The organism is Bremerella alba, assembly GCF_013618625.1.
Lineage (GTDB): Bacteria > Planctomycetota > Planctomycetia > Pirellulales > Pirellulaceae > Bremerella > Bremerella alba.
In genome coordinates this window covers 295,215-310,534 of record NZ_JABRWO010000007.1, presented here as the reverse complement: position 1 = coordinate 310,534, position 15,320 = coordinate 295,215, and the positions used below count along the sequence as shown (strand labels likewise).

Sequence of the window (15,320 nt, the reverse complement as noted above, 5' to 3'; positions counted from 1 at the left end):
GAACCCGCTACCAAAGAAATCCAGGACAAGTCGTGACATCTGAAGAGGAAAGACTGGCCAGCCGCCGCAATTTTCTGCGTGGAAAAATTCATTCAGAAGAAGCAGCCAAGACTGAAGCAGTCCCTAAAACGGGGTTGTCTTCCGCCGCGTCGACCGCTCCGGGAGCCTATTTGATTCAGCTTACCCGAAAGGCTATGGCCTGCCAGTTTGAGGTCTACTTGAATGCTGTAGGCCCGGGAACGGAAACAGAAGCGGGCGTGGCAGCGTTGGACTTGGTGACCGAGTTAGAGCAACAGCTTTCTGCCTATCGCTACGACAGTGAGATTTGCATGTTGGGAGCTACTGCCTATCTGCGACCCCAAGTTGTCGAATCACGACTATTTGAACTGTTGGAGCTTGCGGTCCAGCTTTATCGTGACACAAATGGTGCGTTTGATATTACCGCAGGGCCTTTGATCAAGGCTTGGGGATTCTTTGATCGCGAAGGGAAAGTGCCCGGCGAAGCCGATTTAGCATCGGCTATGAGTCTGATCGGCAGCAATCGTCTTACGCTTGATGAAACACATCGCACGATTCTCTTCGAGAAAGAAGAGGTTGAACTAAACCTGGGAAGTATCGGGAAAGGATACGCGTTAGATCGCTGTCGAGAACAGCTTTGCGAAGCTGGCGTAGCAGATTTCTTAGTCCATGGGGGAACCAGCAGCGTGCTTGCTCAGGGAGTGCGTCGCGATGGAACACAACGCGATGGTTGGGAGGTCGGCGTCCCTCACCCGCTGCGGCCAGATCGCCGGATAGGAACGGTGCATTTGAAAGACGAGGCATTGGGAACTTCCGGTGCGGCGTTTCAAGCTTTCTTCCACGAGGGGAAGAAATACGGGCACGTACTCGATCCTCGGACAGGCCAGCCGGCGACTTCGGTGCTTTCGGCAACCGTGATTGCGTCCTCTGCTGCTCTGGCAGATGCCTTAGCGACGGCATGTTACGTGATGGGACCGGAAGAGACCGAAGCCCTGCTGACGAAGTACCCTGACGTGTCTGTCTTGCTGGTCAAAGAAGGCCGACGCCGTGGGGGTGTCGAAACCATTTTGCTGGGCGACATGGACCAACGCCTGGCCCTCGCCCCGACCTCGCAGTAACTCTTGTTTAGTCCCACCACCAGCTATGATGCTTAATGGACTTGGGGATATTGCTGGCTTCACGTTCCGCAGTCATGAGCCCGTACTCGTCGACGGAGGTCTTTTCTTCGGTAAGCATCCCCGAAGGATCGAAGCTGACACCGCCACTTACGCCGGCGATGATGAACCTCTTGTCGATAACTCGCATATTCATGATCGTATCGACGACTTTGGGGGCCGAGCCAGTCGTTACCTCGTAACCACCGTCGGGACCAAAGTGTGTCATGTTCCAGTCCACTTGATCGGCTAGACGCTCTTTTTCGATCAACGAACTAATCATCGCAAGATCAAAGACGTTCTTTAGCTCGGCATAAATCGGATACTTCACGGCGAGCGCGGGATAGTTGGTCGAGAAGTTGCGGGCGAACGTGGCATTGAGCGCCGTGCTGGTGTTAGTATGGATTCTTTGGCCTTGTGCGTCGAGGTGCTCATTTTCGCTTAATACCTTCACACCGGGACCTTGCAATGCGAATGCGTCTCCCGTTTTGGTGACGCTGATATTGCGGTAATCAAGGGTGAACCACCACCGCAAGACATCCATCGGAGGCGGGCTTCCGCCGGGAGGAATCGTGACCATTTCAAGGTAGCTCGGAACGCCGGCTGTGCCGTCTTCCAAGCCCATCCCAATGCGCTTCATATGGTAGTCGGCCTCAACGATGATCTGGCCGACCCGCGTTTCTGGGGCGACGCCATGCACGGTGATATCTTGTTTGCCGACGGATTTTCGCAGGCCTTCCAGCCATTGATCACGTAGTCGAGGATGCAATGGTTTGTCGGAAGTGGCGTCGATGTACTCTTGGGCACTCTTCAGGCTGTGCTGTTTCGGTGTGATCGCGCAACCAAACTTACCGTTTTTCTCGATGGCGTTGCGGAGCAAGACTACCAAGTCGTCCAACTGAAGCACGGGACGCCCTGTCGAGACGTTGACATGGCGTCCTTCGGCGTTGGTGTGCCAGGGACCAGCCGGACCAGAGATAACGATTTCGCCTGTGTCGGGATAGACAAGCAGATACTTGACTTCATAGATACCAGCCATATTCCGCATGGTGTCTGTTGGATCACGACCGATTGCCCATCGAAGCTGAGCTTCTTTTTCTAGCCGGGTCAGCGAGACCTTACGCAAGGCCGACTGCGTCAAGAGATCTTGATTCGCGGCGACGATCTTAGCGGAGTCATGGATCCCTGACAGTAGCGAATCGTTCGATAGCTTCGTAACCCGCTTCAGCGTTCCCTCAGAGTCGACATAGACGCCGGTAGGGAAGGGGGCAAGGGAGCCGGGGCCGCCTAACTCTTCCCAGCTTTCGGGCTCGACGGTAGTCGTAATCAAGTCGATCAACTGATCGAAGTCTGGCGTAACCCCCCCACCACGGGCCATTGGGGATTGGTTTCGTACGGACGATGCTTCCGATAGAACCTCAGAGCGATTCATATCGTCCGCAATGTAAGAAGCGGTTTCGACAGCCGCACGGATCAGGCCGGCCTTCATTTGCATACGTGCAATGGTTGAATGGGCTTGGTCGCGAAGCTCTGCATCTTCGACCTTATCGATTTGCTCGAACGCGCGACTGAATTCGCCCACTTGGCTGAATGCCTGGACTTTGCTTAACGTCGTATTCGAGTTGGACTCTTCCTGGCCGTAAGCTGTTTGGCAGAAGGAAGTATGCATCGACAGAGCAAGAATAAGACTTGCCACCATCCCCGCCCGGATAAGGTTGAGCACGGGAAATATCTCCAGATTAGCGACTTCTCTAGGTTCCGAAAGAGAACCCTAGAATCTCTTGTTTTGCTAGTTTCGTCAAGCAATTAGTCCACTTAGGAGATCGGTTTCAGCCATTTAGGTGGTATTGGGGCCAAGAAATGAAAAACAGCCAGAGCTTCCCACAGGAAATTCTCTGGCTGTTTTCATATTTCATACTTAGCGACCGAGCGTCGCTCTCAAAACGACTAGCCGCAGCAGGTCGGTTCTGGAGCACAGCAGGTCGGCTCTGGTGCACAGCACGAAGGCTTGCAGCAGCTACGCAGCTTGTGCTTCAGGTGGTGGAAAAGACCACACTTCTTGGCACAAGGATCGCAGCACGATGGTTCCGGAGCGCAGCAAGTTGGCTCTGGAGCACAGCAGGTCGGTTCCGGAGCACAGCAAGTAGGCTCAGGAGCACAACAGGTTGGTTCTGGTGCACAGCACGAAGGCTTGCAGCAGCTACGCAGCTTGTTCTTCAGGTGCGAGAACAGGCCGCACTTGTGACCGCATGGATCACAGCAGGATGGTTCCGGAGCACAGCAGGTCGGCTCAGGAGCACAACAGGAAGGTTCAGGTGCACAGCCACAACCGTGCGAATGGAAGCCGAACATACCGGCTTGGGCGGTGGAGGCAGCGGCGAAGATCAGACCGACAACCAACAACGCAGGGAAAGCAAAACGGGCATTCATCGAGAGGACTCCAACTTGACTCAATTACCACCAGAAAAAACGAACTCTTGCGGGCTAATCGCGTTAGTGCATCGGGAAAACAAAACCCAGTGCTAGCCACTAGCCATGCAAGTAACTTTCCTTGGATAGGAACTATCAATCGCTATCGACACCCTAAAACGGAACCCTCTACGAAAATACCCATATTACGTAATGGCCTTAAGTTCTCAGGTCAGATCGTAACGAATGGTATGGCTGTGCTATCACCTGATGCTTCATCGCATCGCAAATACCCATTCCCTAGTTCCCAGGCTGCAATTCGAAACCCACGGTTGGATAGTGACTTTTCCATTAGTTCACATACAGATTCGGAGGCGTTTAGCGAATAAACGCGAATCCACCACTGATTTCACAGTACGCAGGGGCAATTGATATGACGATGACAAACCAACAGTTGATTTATTCTGAATTCGGCGATGATGAAGATCTGGGCGAGCTTGTGGAAATGTTCGTTGACGAAATTCCTGACCGTGTTCAAACCATGCTCGAAGCGGCCGAGACCTCTAACTGGGAAGAACTCGGTCGGGTTGCCCACCAAATGAAGGGGGCTGCAGGTAGCTATGGTTTTGGTGAAATCACGGCAATTGCTGCCGTCTTGGAAAACGCCTGCCGCGAGAGTGCGCCTGCCGAGTCGATTCAGCGCGGTCTGCAAGACTTGGTGAGTATGTGTCTACGCATGCGTGCGGGAACTCCTGCCTAACTGGCGTCCCGTTGACCGTGCGGCTAGCGAAGTCCTATGATTCGGGAACTGAATCCATGTCTCCCGAATCATTAAGGTATCGATGTCCCTCTCGACTCCGTTTGGCGACAATGTAACTTCGCAGTGCGAAATAGATGCTCAGCATCTGTTGGCAAATCTTCAAGCCGATGCTTTACCCGCGTCGGATCTTGCTGAGACGATCGTTACTGCGCTGAGCCATCCCGTAGGCTTTCCGGAATTAGCAAATGCCTCGGTTCCAGGCGATACAATTCTGTTTGCCTTTGGCAAAGAGGTAAGCGACGTCGAAGGGGTTGCTCGCGGCGTGGTGCGGTATGCCCAACAATCTAATTTGTCGGATCGCCAGTTCCAGTTTCTCTTACCCTGCGACGCGCTGACGCCTGTTGTCGAGTCTTTAAAGCAGGTTGTTTCCCCCCTGGGCGAGTCGGTCGAAGTTCTGGTGCATCAGCCACAAGATCAGAAGTCCAATTCGTTTCTCACTTCAACCCAAGAAAACCGAGCCATTATTCTGAATCGTCATTTGTGCGATGCCGATGTGGTGGTGCCGGTTGGTGTTGCTCGTAGGGAAGGGGGATTCAACACGTTCGGATGTTTCTCGTCGCTATATCCAACGTACTCGGATATCGATTCGCAGAAACGCTGGAACTTGCCGCTGTTCGTCACTCGACCGCAGCGCCGCAAACGCCGCGCGGCCGAGATTGAAGAAATTGGCCAGCTGCTGGGGATTGCCGTCAATTGTTTATTGATGCCAGCTCGGGGAGGCGGCTATTCGCATGCTGTATTCGGCGAGGCATCGCAGGTCCAAGCATTGGCCGGCCAGCAATTGGCCGAGCATTGGCAGGGGAACTTACCGAAATTGGCCGGAGTCGTCATTGCCTTGGTGACCGGTGGTCAGCTTGGCCAGACTTGGGAGAACGCGGCCAAGACGCTCGCGAACGTAGAAGATCTCGTTCGGCCTGGCGGTGCGATTATCCTGGCGACTGAGATACGCCAACGTCCAGGCACGGCGATGGCGCAAATGGCTGAATCTCTCGACTTTACCGACTTCGAGACCATCATGCGAAAGTCTCGTAGCGAAGATTCCGCCATTGCCTTGCAGTTCGCAAAGACGTTATCCCAATGCAAAATCTACTTTCGCAGTGCCTTGCCTGAGGACATCTTAGATCAGCTTGATCTGATCCCCGTCGAGTCGGACGTCGAGTGCCGTAAGATCTGCGAGCACTATCAAGATGTCGTGATCGTACACGATGCACAATACATGTCGCTTCGTCTGGCCGAGTCTGGCCTGCCTTCCTAATTTTCTAAAGTCGAGAGAGAATGAACGACACCATCTCTTGGGTTCCATCTCCGCTGAAATGTCAGATTCAAATCAGTGGCCCCAGCCATGTGCGATTCTTACAAGGCCTTTGCTCCAATGACGTCGTGCAACTGGAAGTTGGCGCCAGTTGCGAAGCGTATATTCCTTCCGTGCAGGGAAAAATCCTCGCGCATGGCTTTCTGAAAAAATACGACGATCGGATTGTTTTTCTAGGGCTGGGTCAACAGCGTGAGGGGTTGCTTCCTCATTGGCTGAAATACGCCATGATCGAAGATGTAGAAGTGGCAGACCAAAGCGAGACGAAGAATGCCATCTTCGTTTGGGGTGAAAATGTCTCAGCATGGCTACGAGAAAAACTGAGTGTAAGCGATCTGCCTGAATTGCTTCAGCATCGACCACTGGACTGGGGGGGAGCGTCAGTCGATCTTTTCCGAACGCCTCTTTTGCAGCAAGAGTCTTACGAGATTTCTGGTCCCGACGTCCAACGCCTCATCGAGGGAACCGAGCCGCAGCCATTGGAATTTGAAAAGCGTCGAATCGAGAACCGCTTTCCGATTCATGGGGTCGATATCGGGGCCGAACACCTTGCTCAGGAGGTCAATCGTGACGATCAGGCAATAAGCTTCAAGAAGGGGTGTTATCTCGGACAAGAGACCGTCGCGCGAATCGACGCAATGGGGCACGTCAATAAGAAAGTCGTTGCAGTTCGGTGGCTAAGCGATCAGATCCCGGAAGAGTTGCCAGCGGCGATTATCGTAGACGGAAAGGAAGTCGGGCGACTCACTTCACTTGCCGATATCGACGGTCAGCAACTAGGCCTGGCTATAATCCGGCGTGGATTGAACAACCCTGGGGCGCGAATTGAATCGGAAATAGGTTCTCTGGAAGTCGTCGGTTATTCGTCTTGAAGCGACTTAATCCAGTTGCTTACGTCAAATCCCAGGCCAGAACGTTCTTCGCTCATGATGTTGCCAATGTCTTCGCGTGCGGCAAAGAAGGCGGCGATAACTTCCGGGTCCCATTGGGTTCCAGAGCCTTCACGGAAGATCTGATTGACGCGATCCTCAGGCATCCCTTTGCGATAAGGCCGATCGCTCGACATCGCATCATAGGCATCGGCGACGGCGGTTATTCTTGCAAGCTTCGGTATCGTTTCGCCAGCCAGCTTATGCGGGTATCCGTTGCCGTCCCATTGTTCGTGGTGGTGTAATACAACCGGGAGCACGGCTTCCAATTGCTTCAGTCCAGACAAAATATTGCAGCCCAGTTCGGGGTGCAATTTGATGTGCTCGTATTCTTCGTCCGTCAGCCGGCCAGGCTTTCTAAGGACGCTGTCGTCGATGCCGATCTTACCGACGTCATGCAGTAGTCCGGCCATGTAAAGTAGATTTAGGGTCTCGCTGCTTAGGCCCATCTCTTGTGCCAAGCGGACCGCAAGACGTGCGACGCGATCGCTATGGCCACATGTGTAAGGGTCTTTTGCGTCGATCGCCGATGTCAGAGCACGAACCACGCTAGTGACGAACTCGGACTGGCGACGATACAGTTCGATATTCCCACTATGAATGCCCAGAATCGTTCCGACGCTGCTTAGTAAGCTCGCTTCAACGGTTCCGAAACCTTTGTCTTCGTTGTGATTAACGGCGAACAGCCAGCCAAAGATGTTTTCCCCTTCAACCAGGGGTACTGCGATGACCTGGCGGATCTCTGGGCAAGGCCAGTCAGGCCGCTCAGTGATTCGCTGATTGGCGACAAACGCGGACCTTTTTTCATTCAGGTTCAGCTTCTTAACCAAATGCGAAAGCATCTGAGAGTCGACAGCGCATTCGCCAACCGAGAGCAAATGGGGCTCGTACGTGGTACTGGAAGATTCGTTTGGATTGCCGCGACGCCCCGGCTGTTGAAACAAAATCGACAATCCGCGACACGGGATAACTTCTAGCAACCAATTTAGCGCCAAGTCGCCTAGTTGCGAGTCACTGCTCGAGATGCGAAGGTTTTGAGTGAGGCCGTATAGAAGGCTAATTTCTTCGTAGGTTGACGACAAACTGTCTGAGACCTTGTCAATCTCTTCGGTCAGTCTTTCAATTTCTGAGTCAGACGTAATTTTGCCGACGACGGTGGCCGCCATTCGCTCGAGGGCCGGGATGGTCCACTCGACTTGTGCCTGATGCCAGCGTTTGGATTCCTTAGGAGAGCAGCCTAATATCTGGGAAAGCTTCCCAAATTCAGGCGATGCGTTGCCCGAGATGGACAGGCGAAATGGGGCTGTTCCGATATACGTGTTAATTCCATCGCGGAGTGGAATCGCCAGCACGGCGCAGCCAGTTTCTTCCGCGACGATGGCCGGGCTGCCTTCTCGGTGGATACCAGGGCAAAGTGAGGCAAGCAGTGAGTCGTCCCCCAAGATGCCGTCATCGGCAGCTAACATCAACTCGCCTGTATTGCCGTCCCGCAGACAAAATGAGGTACCGAAGTAGTTTCGAAGTTCCGTGCTCATCTGTTTCAAGCGGTGACGTACCGCAGGCACAAACGTACCTACCGCGTTACCGGTGAGTGAGAGAGCTGCGGGAGGCAACGACATGGGGAAATTCCTATTAGCATTTCGTGCGAGCATATTTAGGCGGTTGATAACACGCCTTTTCCAAACTTAGGTCATAACCCATGATTGCGCATGGTTTTGAATGTAAGTCCGGGGTACCAGATACACGGCAACGTTGGGTTATGCCGAACTCGACGGTACTTTATCTACAAGTCCATTTACCTAACCCCATATCGGGGCTATCGAATTTGCCGGAAATACTTAACATGCGGAATGTAAGATCCGCTCCGTCCGCTGCATGATGGGGGGAAGTAATTCACCCACCCGATATGCTACTGCAGAAGATCCCTAGAAATTCACAGCTTGCCGTGTAGAACACACTGCACGTTTCGCGCAACTTGATGATAAGCAGCCATGTCCATTGGACTTCCTTTGTTAATTACCGGTGTGCCAGGGGTTCCTGGTTACAACGCGATGTATCACTTCCGCCACAAATTTCCTGGTGATGTTGTCGGAATTCGTCCTGCCGATAATTGGCGACTTGAAGGTGAACAGATTGTTCCATGCGATATGGAAGACATCGATGCTCTTAAGCGTCTGTTCGACGAATATCAGTTCAAGTCGGTTTTACATTGTGCCGGAAGTTGTGCGCTCAAGTCGTGCGAATTGGATCCGGCCATGGCATGGCGAATCAATTTGGAAGGCACGCGGAATCTATTGCATATTTTGGAAGGTACCGATACACGCCTGATCCACCTTTCGGTCGATCTCGTCTTTAGTGGCGAGTCAGGCGAAGGCCATATGCTGGAAACGGACTCGACCGATCCGGTGACCGTCTATGGAAAGACGATGGCTGCCGCCGAGAGCTTGGTGTCTTTGATTCGACCTAATGCAACGATTATGCGGATTTCGTTACCGATGGGGGTCAGTTTCAACGGCCATGCTGGGGCCATCGACTGGATCCAATCGCGTTTCAAAAAGAACCGCCCAGCAACACTCTATTTCGACGAGGTGCGTACGCCCACCTATACCGACTGCATGAACCTGGCATTCGAAGAGATTCTCTCACGAGAGATGCCAGGGATATTTCATGCCGGCGGACCGGTTCGGCTGAGTTTGTACGAGATCGCCCAAATCGTGAATCGCGTTGGCGGATATGACCCTGAACTGCTCATGGGATGCATGCGAATCGAAGCTGGCCCCATTCCACCTCGGGCCGGGAACGTCTCAATGAACTCCGAGAAGCTTACGGACCAACTAGGATTTGGCCCGTTTCATGGTTGGCCTTTTGACGAGCGTTACATTCCCACGCATCGCGAGTGGCACTACGAGCGACCCGCGAATGAATCGGGAAATCCCGAGGCACTCAAGAATATGCTCTACTGCAATCCGCTCCGCAGCGAGGGTATCATTCGACCCCCATTCCCCTAATGTCGCTTAGGTGAGTGGTTGGGGAAATTCAGGATTTAAGAATCTTCCATTCTCACTGATCAGTTCCCCGTCGACGAAGATCTGACCTCCTTGGCGTAAATCGCAAACCATATCCCAGTGCAGGCCAGACTCGTTCGTTCCGCCCGATTCGGGATAGGCTGCTCCTACCGCCGCATGGAAGGTACCGCCGATCTTTTCGTCGAACAGCGTGTTCTTGGAATAATCTTGAATAGCGTAGTTAGTGCCGATGGCAATTTCGCCCAGCACGCGTGCCCCGGCATCCTGATCCAGCATGGCGATCAGGAATTCTTCTCCTTTCGACGCTTTCGCATCGACGACACGGCCATCGCGGAACGTCAGCTCGATGCCATCCGATTCGCGTCCGCCATGCACGGCCGGGAAACTGTACTTAACGATCCCTTGCGTTGCCGTTTCGATGGGGCCTGTGAAGACTTCCCCGTCCGGGAAGTTTTCGTGACCGTCGCAATTGATCCACTTACGTCCTTCGACGCCCAGCGTCAGGTCCGTTCCCAGGGGGGTTACAAAGCGGATTTCCTTCTTGGTCATCAGGTAGTCGGCCAACTTTTGTTGCGCAATGCTTAGTTTTTTCCACATCGCGACGGGATCGTCTTCGTTGAGAAAACCACCTCGGAAGACGAAGTCCTCGTACTCTGACAGCGACATCTCGGCATCTTGCGCCGACGACTCGCAGGGGAACTGGGTTCCCACCCAATTCATTGATCCGTCCGCCGCGCGTCCGAGAAATTTCTTGAAGTAAGTCTTTCGGGCTTGGCTCTGCAGAGTGCTTTTCTCCGGCGAAATGGTCGAAAGCGCTTTTGTATTCTTCTGACCCCACAAACCAATCGAGCAATCAATGGTATCCACAGCGTGCAAGAGCAAGGGGTTTTCGTACGAAAGCTGTTCGTCGGAGCCCTCTTCCAGCATGATCCGTTTGCACTCGTCGGGAACGATCGCGATCTCGGGATGAGCCCCCGCTCGGACGACCTCTCGATACACGGCGATCATCAGGGGTTCCGTCACGGTGGCCCCGGTAATGCGTACGAGTTGGCCTGGCTCGACTCGGCCGGAGTATTGCACGATTACTTTGGCGAGCTTTTCAAAACGGGGGTCCATACAGACCGATCCTTTCACTTTCGTGGCTATTTGAAGTTGGCGAGGGGCAACGCCGAGAGGATAAAATAGTTTCGCATTAAGAGCGGGCCACCAACAGTGCCAGCAAAATCCAAGGAGAAATGGCTATCGCAAGTGCGGCCCTTTGAAGTGACTTGGGGGCACGTCGCTTACGCTGCGATTGGACAATCGGTGTCAAGATTCCACCGACGCTTCCGCTGATGATTGCCGAGAAAAGCAGCAGGTCAGCAAAGCCTGTCCAGGTGTTACTCGCATTCTCGGCTGGTTGCCAGAAGGCCACCGAAACTCGAAGAAGCAAAGCGGCAACCACCAAGACTAAGGTGGCAAAAATACACAGACTCCAAAAGACCGTCAGCGATTCCACTGCTTGTGGTTCGCTCGGAGGTTGATGGACCTCGGGACGCGACAACTTCTTGGAGCTTCGCCGCTTCTTCGACACGATGGGGCCTATGCATGCTGAGGGGGATGGCTATCGACCTTCAGTATGAAGCGGCAAAATCAATTGGTCAACGATCTTCCTTCTTCAATCGTGCGGACCTTTGCAAAAGAAACAGGGCACCTACAAGGAGGTGCCCCATGTCTCTGTATCGATTTGTCGACACCAAGCCGTATGCCAATTGGCTGTTTACAAGCCGTAGTAATGCACGTCGACATGACCACCGTGCTTGAAGACCATTTTGATCTTGAAGCCGCAGCACCACTCGTATTCGACAATACCACGCTTAAACAAACCGCAACGGCTGTCGATCTTGGGCATGTCCTGGCAACAACTTGGCAGACAGACAGGGACATCGACAAAACAATTGAAACGTGGGTCGACGACCTGCAGGATGGCCTCTACTGGGGGACCGCAATCGCAAGGACATGCCTTTTTGGCAAACAATTTGTGTGTCTTATAGCGAAAGCACGGCTCGTAACAACAAGGAGTCGGCGGCTGTGGGGCACAACAGGTTGGTTCCAGGTGCTTGTTTGCGGCGGCAACTTGACCAGCCGATACAAGCAGTACAGCAGCGGCCAGCAGGAAGGGAACGGTCTTGGTGAGGTAAGTCATGGTGGCAGACTCCGAAAGTCCAGAAGGCGATTACGCGAGAATCCTTCGCAAACTGTGCCCGCATTCCCAGCGAGCGCAAACACTTTCTTTCAGCCTAACATCTGTCTGGATATGGGCAACTGGGTTGTTTTTCCCGAGTGTTTGGCTTACTAGGATCCTGTCTCCTGGGTGTTTTGCGATGTATTGGATGGCAATTTCGCGGGAATCTTTTGCCTCTCTGGCTGTTTCGACCTAAGTTTTCAATGGCGGTTGGTGAACTTGACCAGCTTCCCTTCGACTATTCCCCAGGAAACCGTGGTGTTTTCCTTTACGACTAATTTCAATTTGGCCCCGTTTCCCACGGCGTCCAGTCCGGACAGAGACTCATGGCCGAGTTCCCACCAATGAATGGCGGAAGGCAGGGTTGACGTGAATGCTCACGCAATGGCATCAGAAATGAGCCCCGACTATGCGCCGCTCGATCAGGCACTCACTCAGCTTCGCCATCACAATGGCGAATTGGAGAGGTTCATCGACCAACTTCTTCAAGAGATTGCCAACCTCGGGCAAGAGGTAGAAAAGCGCGCATCCGACTTGATGAACGCTCGACGAGAAATCGACCAGACATCGCAAGTATCGGTGCAAGCCGCAGAGGAAAACCTGCGGCTTTCTCGACAAGTTGTTGAACGAGAAGAAGCGTTGACAAAGGCCAACGCCGAGATCGCTCAGCTTCGCCAGCAACTCGCCGAATCTGCGCAGTCCTCTACTAGCGACCCCGCGAGCCAGCAACGTATCGCCGAACTGGAGCGACAACTGCAAGTAGCACATTGCCCAACGGAACCTGATGCGGAAGTCCTGGCAGAAGTAGAACAACTTCGCCGTGACCTGGCAGCGACCAAACTAGAACTGATGCGTCGCGACGAAGCCCATACGATCATTCGCGAAGACGCTGACCAAAATTCGTTAGTCGAAAGAAATCAGGCCCTCGAAGGAGAACTGCATCAGGCCCGGGGGCACGCGATGCAACTGACCGACACGATCGATCAACAACGCAAAGAACTCAACCAACAGAAGTCTGCCTGGACCGAAGAGCTTCAGGCAATGCGTTCTCTTATGGAGCGACGCACCACGGCGCCAGGCGAACCAACCCAAACTCAGTCCTTTGCCGATACTTCTGTCATTAGCGATACCGCGACCGTCTGTCGAGACGAAGTGGAGTATCGAGCCAATAACAACAATACTGTTGTCGATTCCGTGATGGCGCAATTTGCCAAATTGCAACGAGACGTGAACAAACGCCGTGGCCAGCGTCGTTAGTTTGCACCCCCTTTTCATTGATTCCTCCTCAGGACACATCTCATGAATCGCTATGTAGTAGGAGGAGCCGGCGTAGCAAGCGTAGTCGTATTGATGTCGCTAACGTGGCTCTTCGGCAGCTTCTCGTGGGCTCTAGCCACGACGGTTCTCATGGCTGCTATAGGCGGAGGTTACTATGCCTACCGACAATTCCAAATTAAGTTCGCTGACCATCTAAACGCTGACCAGTCGAATCCAGAAACATCAACGTCGCGAACATCTGCCTCGCCGACCAACACCAGCAATGCCAACGACTCGCAGTCTCTCGCTCGGAAAATGTTGGACCAAGGGCGATACACTTTGCTATTGCGCCCACAAATTGCCGAGAGCATTCCGCCTAAGTTGTTGCAGCGTGCCCAGACCATGCTCGATGACGAAATGACGCTCGTTCCCGGTGGAGAAACCATTGTTGGTAAGGGAGCTAACGACTCCCCTGATTTGCCTGATCATCTCGATGGCCGGATTGTTCAAGTCGAAGGATTCTATCTCGATCGGTACCAGGTCACCAACGAACAATACCATCGCTTCGTCGAGAACGGAGGATACGAACAAATCTCGCTGTGGGACCCGGAGATTGTTCCTGCACTGCTCGACTTTGTCGATCTCACTGGCGAACCTGGCCCACGTTTTTGGAAGAACAGTAAGTACCTCTCGGGACAGGCTAAGCATCCGGTTGTAGGGGTCTGCTGGTACGAGGCCGCTGCCTATGCTCGGTGGGTCGGGAAACGTTTGCCGACCGATCCAGAATGGGTTAAGTCAGGAAGCTGGCCGGTTCCTCTGCCAGGTGCCCGACCAATACAACGCAAATTTCCCTGGGGCGAGGCATTCGATCAAAACAAATGCAACCTGTGGGGTAGCGGTCACGGGGCAACCTTGCCGGTCGATAAGTACGATGACGGAATGAGTGTCGGTGGCGCCAATCAACTCATTGGCAACGTATGGGAATGGACTTCCAGCCGCTTTGGTGCCTGGCAATCCAATTCCTCACCATTGGTGCTTGATGCGTCAATGCGAAGTATCCGTGGCGGGGCGTTCGACACCTATTTCGAGACCCAGGCCACATGCGATTTCCAAAGTGGCGACAAGGCCATCGCTCGGAAGCGAAATGTGGGTTTTCGTTGTGCAATCGGAATCTGTGACCTGATCCCTGACCAGTCGATGCAAGCCGAGGATTTTCCGGCCCAGGTCGAAACTCATGAACTTGCTGAGGTGGCCCAATGACTAAGCGTGTCCTCGTAGCTATGGATTCGTATCGACTCGCGGAATGCGCTGTTCCGTTGGCATGTTACATCTGCGGTGTCGATAACAACTACAACACAGAGCTTTGCCGCCATTGTGCCGCGCCACTCGCTTTGTCGCATCAAGCACGCACCCAAGGTGTTCGTCCCCAGATGGTGGCCGTTTTGGGGACCGCAGCAGCTGGCAAGACCGTTTACTTGGGCATGTTGCTAGACATGCTGACGCGGCAAAATAGCCGCGTCCAAGTCCTTGCCCGTGGTGCGTTTTCAATCACGTTACAGCAGCGCACGATGATGGCGTTGTCGACTTGCCGATTCCCGGAAAAGACACCCAACGAGCCTGATCGTTGGAATTGGGTTCACTGCCAGGCAAAGGTCAACTCGAAAAAGAACGCCATGGAACTGATCATGCCCGACATGGCCGGGGAAGCGATTCTGGAAGAGATCGACCATCCCAATGCCTATCCGGCGATTCACTCGTTCCTGGAAAAGTGTTCGGCGGTCATCCTCTTGGCCGATACCGATCGGATCGAGCGAGGCGGAGCAGAACAAAACTATTTCCTGATGAAGTTAATCACCTATCTCAGCGAGCAAGACAACCGGCAAAACCGCGGGAAAAGTACCCGACCGGTCGCGATTGTCTTTTCCAAAGCAGATCGCTGCGAACCCTGTTTCGACAATCCGGAACTATATGCACGCGAGAAGACGCCAAATCTGTGGCAACAGGTACAGCAGCGTTTTACTAACTACGGTTTCTTTGCCTCAGGCGTCGCAGGCTCGGTTGGCTTCCGCGAAGAACCTGGAGAAGGAACATCAGCCGTACCGCTGCGGATTGAGCCGCGCGGCATTGTAGAACCGTTTGAATGGCTCGTACGCAAAGTATAGTTGGTCACA

At 53.5% G+C, this 15,320-nt stretch carries 14 protein-coding genes; 8 read left to right on the top strand and 6 right to left on the bottom strand.

Annotation, left to right across the window (positions count from 1 at the left end; genetic code table 11):
• The first annotated feature begins 32 nt into the window (after positions 1–32).
• A complete protein-coding gene (locus HOV93_RS13925) occupies positions 33–1,136 on the top strand; it encodes an FAD:protein FMN transferase (protein ID WP_207397110.1) in 1,104 nt (367 codons plus the stop codon).
• Between the two features lie 7 nt (positions 1,137–1,143).
• On the opposite strand, the gene HOV93_RS26425 is transcribed toward HOV93_RS13925, so the two are convergent.
• Together HOV93_RS26425 and HOV93_RS13915 are read right to left on the bottom strand one after the other, a co-directional pair.
• Positions 1,144–2,895 (bottom strand): DUF1598 domain-containing protein, encoded by a 1,752-nt coding sequence (locus tag HOV93_RS26425; protein WP_207397109.1) that lies wholly within the window; start codon positions 2,893–2,895, stop codon positions 1,144–1,146.
• Positions 2,896–3,119: 224 nt separating this feature from the next.
• The gene (locus HOV93_RS13915) at positions 3,120–3,602 is read right to left on the bottom strand and encodes a hypothetical protein (protein ID WP_207397108.1); all 483 of its coding nucleotides are present in this window, start codon (positions 3,600–3,602) and stop codon (positions 3,120–3,122) included.
• A 412-nt stretch (positions 3,603–4,014) separates the two neighbouring features.
• Between HOV93_RS13915 and HOV93_RS13910 the strand changes: the two genes are divergently transcribed.
• From HOV93_RS13910 to ygfZ, 3 genes are all read left to right on the top strand, one after another.
• On the top strand, positions 4,015–4,341 hold the full coding sequence (locus HOV93_RS13910; protein ID WP_207397107.1) for an Hpt domain-containing protein: 327 nt from the start codon (positions 4,015–4,017) through the stop codon (positions 4,339–4,341).
• An 82-nt stretch (positions 4,342–4,423) separates the two neighbouring features.
• The gene (locus HOV93_RS13905) at positions 4,424–5,656 is read left to right on the top strand and encodes a lactate racemase domain-containing protein (protein WP_207397106.1); all 1,233 of its coding nucleotides are present in this window, start codon (positions 4,424–4,426) and stop codon (positions 5,654–5,656) included.
• Positions 5,657–5,676: 20 nt separating this feature from the next.
• Positions 5,677–6,585: a CAF17-like 4Fe-4S cluster assembly/insertion protein YgfZ gene (ygfZ, locus tag HOV93_RS13900; RefSeq protein WP_207397105.1), complete on the top strand. Its 909-nt coding sequence runs from the start codon at positions 5,677–5,679 to the stop codon at positions 6,583–6,585.
• Here the strand turns inward: ygfZ and HOV93_RS13895 are convergent.
• Complete coding sequence (locus HOV93_RS13895; RefSeq protein ID WP_207397104.1) at positions 6,573–8,261, bottom strand: HD-GYP domain-containing protein; 1,689 nt, start codon at positions 8,259–8,261, stop codon at positions 6,573–6,575. The two genes, ygfZ and HOV93_RS13895, sit on opposite strands and share 13 nt — an antisense overlap.
• 372 nt (positions 8,262–8,633) lie before the next feature.
• Here HOV93_RS13895 and HOV93_RS13890 point away from each other — a divergent pair, with 372 nt between their 5' ends.
• Entirely contained in the window at positions 8,634–9,650 is a 1,017-nt protein-coding gene (locus tag HOV93_RS13890; RefSeq protein ID WP_207397103.1) for an SDR family oxidoreductase, read from the top strand.
• Positions 9,651–9,656: 6 nt separating this feature from the next.
• Here HOV93_RS13890 and HOV93_RS13885 read toward each other — a convergent pair whose 3' ends face one another.
• The 3 genes from HOV93_RS13885 to HOV93_RS13875 all read right to left on the bottom strand — a co-directional run bounded on the left by HOV93_RS13885 (position 9,657) and on the right by HOV93_RS13875 (position 11,853).
• Entirely contained in the window at positions 9,657–10,784 is a 1,128-nt protein-coding gene (locus tag HOV93_RS13885; protein ID WP_207397102.1) for an aminopeptidase, read from the bottom strand.
• A 76-nt stretch (positions 10,785–10,860) separates the two neighbouring features.
• Positions 10,861–11,241, bottom strand: a complete 381-nt coding sequence (locus HOV93_RS13880) for a hypothetical protein (RefSeq protein ID WP_207397101.1) — start codon at positions 11,239–11,241, stop codon at positions 10,861–10,863.
• A 186-nt stretch (positions 11,242–11,427) separates the two neighbouring features.
• A complete protein-coding gene (locus tag HOV93_RS13875; protein ID WP_207397100.1) occupies positions 11,428–11,853 on the bottom strand; it encodes a hypothetical protein in 426 nt (141 codons plus the stop codon).
• Positions 11,854–12,261: 408 nt separating this feature from the next.
• Here HOV93_RS13875 and HOV93_RS13870 point away from each other — a divergent pair, with 408 nt between their 5' ends.
• The 3 genes from HOV93_RS13870 to HOV93_RS13860 are packed head-to-tail and all read left to right on the top strand — an operon-like array spanning position 12,262 to position 15,311.
• On the top strand, positions 12,262–13,149 hold the full coding sequence (locus HOV93_RS13870) for a hypothetical protein (protein WP_207397099.1): 888 nt from the start codon (positions 12,262–12,264) through the stop codon (positions 13,147–13,149).
• A 42-nt stretch (positions 13,150–13,191) separates the two neighbouring features.
• A complete protein-coding gene (locus tag HOV93_RS13865) occupies positions 13,192–14,409 on the top strand; it encodes a formylglycine-generating enzyme family protein (RefSeq protein WP_207397098.1) in 1,218 nt (405 codons plus the stop codon).
• Positions 14,406–15,311 carry a TRAFAC clade GTPase domain-containing protein gene (locus tag HOV93_RS13860; protein WP_207397097.1) on the top strand — a complete coding sequence of 302 codons (906 nt, stop codon included), beginning with the start codon at positions 14,406–14,408 and terminating at the stop codon, positions 15,309–15,311. Before HOV93_RS13865 ends, HOV93_RS13860 begins: the two co-directional genes overlap by 4 nt.
• Positions 15,312–15,320: the final 9 nt, after the last annotated feature.

Excerpts from the sequence above, each read along its gene's own strand:
- HOV93_RS13915 (WP_207397108.1), bottom strand. The coding sequence starts at position 3,602 with ATGAATGCCCGTTTTGCTTTCCCTGCGTTGTTGGTTGTCGGTCTGATC.
- HOV93_RS13910 (WP_207397107.1), top strand. The coding sequence starts at position 4,015 with ATGACGATGACAAACCAACAGTTGATTTATTCTGAATTCGGCGATGAT.
- HOV93_RS13905 (WP_207397106.1), top strand. The coding sequence starts at position 4,424 with ATGTCCCTCTCGACTCCGTTTGGCGACAATGTAACTTCGCAGTGCGAA.
- ygfZ (WP_207397105.1), top strand. The coding sequence starts at position 5,677 with ATGAACGACACCATCTCTTGGGTTCCATCTCCGCTGAAATGTCAGATT.
- HOV93_RS13895 (WP_207397104.1), bottom strand. The coding sequence starts at position 8,261 with ATGTCGTTGCCTCCCGCAGCTCTCTCACTCACCGGTAACGCGGTAGGT.
- HOV93_RS13890 (WP_207397103.1), top strand. The coding sequence starts at position 8,634 with ATGTCCATTGGACTTCCTTTGTTAATTACCGGTGTGCCAGGGGTTCCT.
- HOV93_RS13885 (WP_207397102.1), bottom strand. The coding sequence starts at position 10,784 with ATGGACCCCCGTTTTGAAAAGCTCGCCAAAGTAATCGTGCAATACTCC.
- HOV93_RS13875 (WP_207397100.1), bottom strand. The coding sequence starts at position 11,853 with ATGACTTACCTCACCAAGACCGTTCCCTTCCTGCTGGCCGCTGCTGTA.
- HOV93_RS13865 (WP_207397098.1), top strand. The coding sequence starts at position 13,192 with ATGAATCGCTATGTAGTAGGAGGAGCCGGCGTAGCAAGCGTAGTCGTA.
- HOV93_RS13860 (WP_207397097.1), top strand. The coding sequence starts at position 14,406 with ATGACTAAGCGTGTCCTCGTAGCTATGGATTCGTATCGACTCGCGGAA.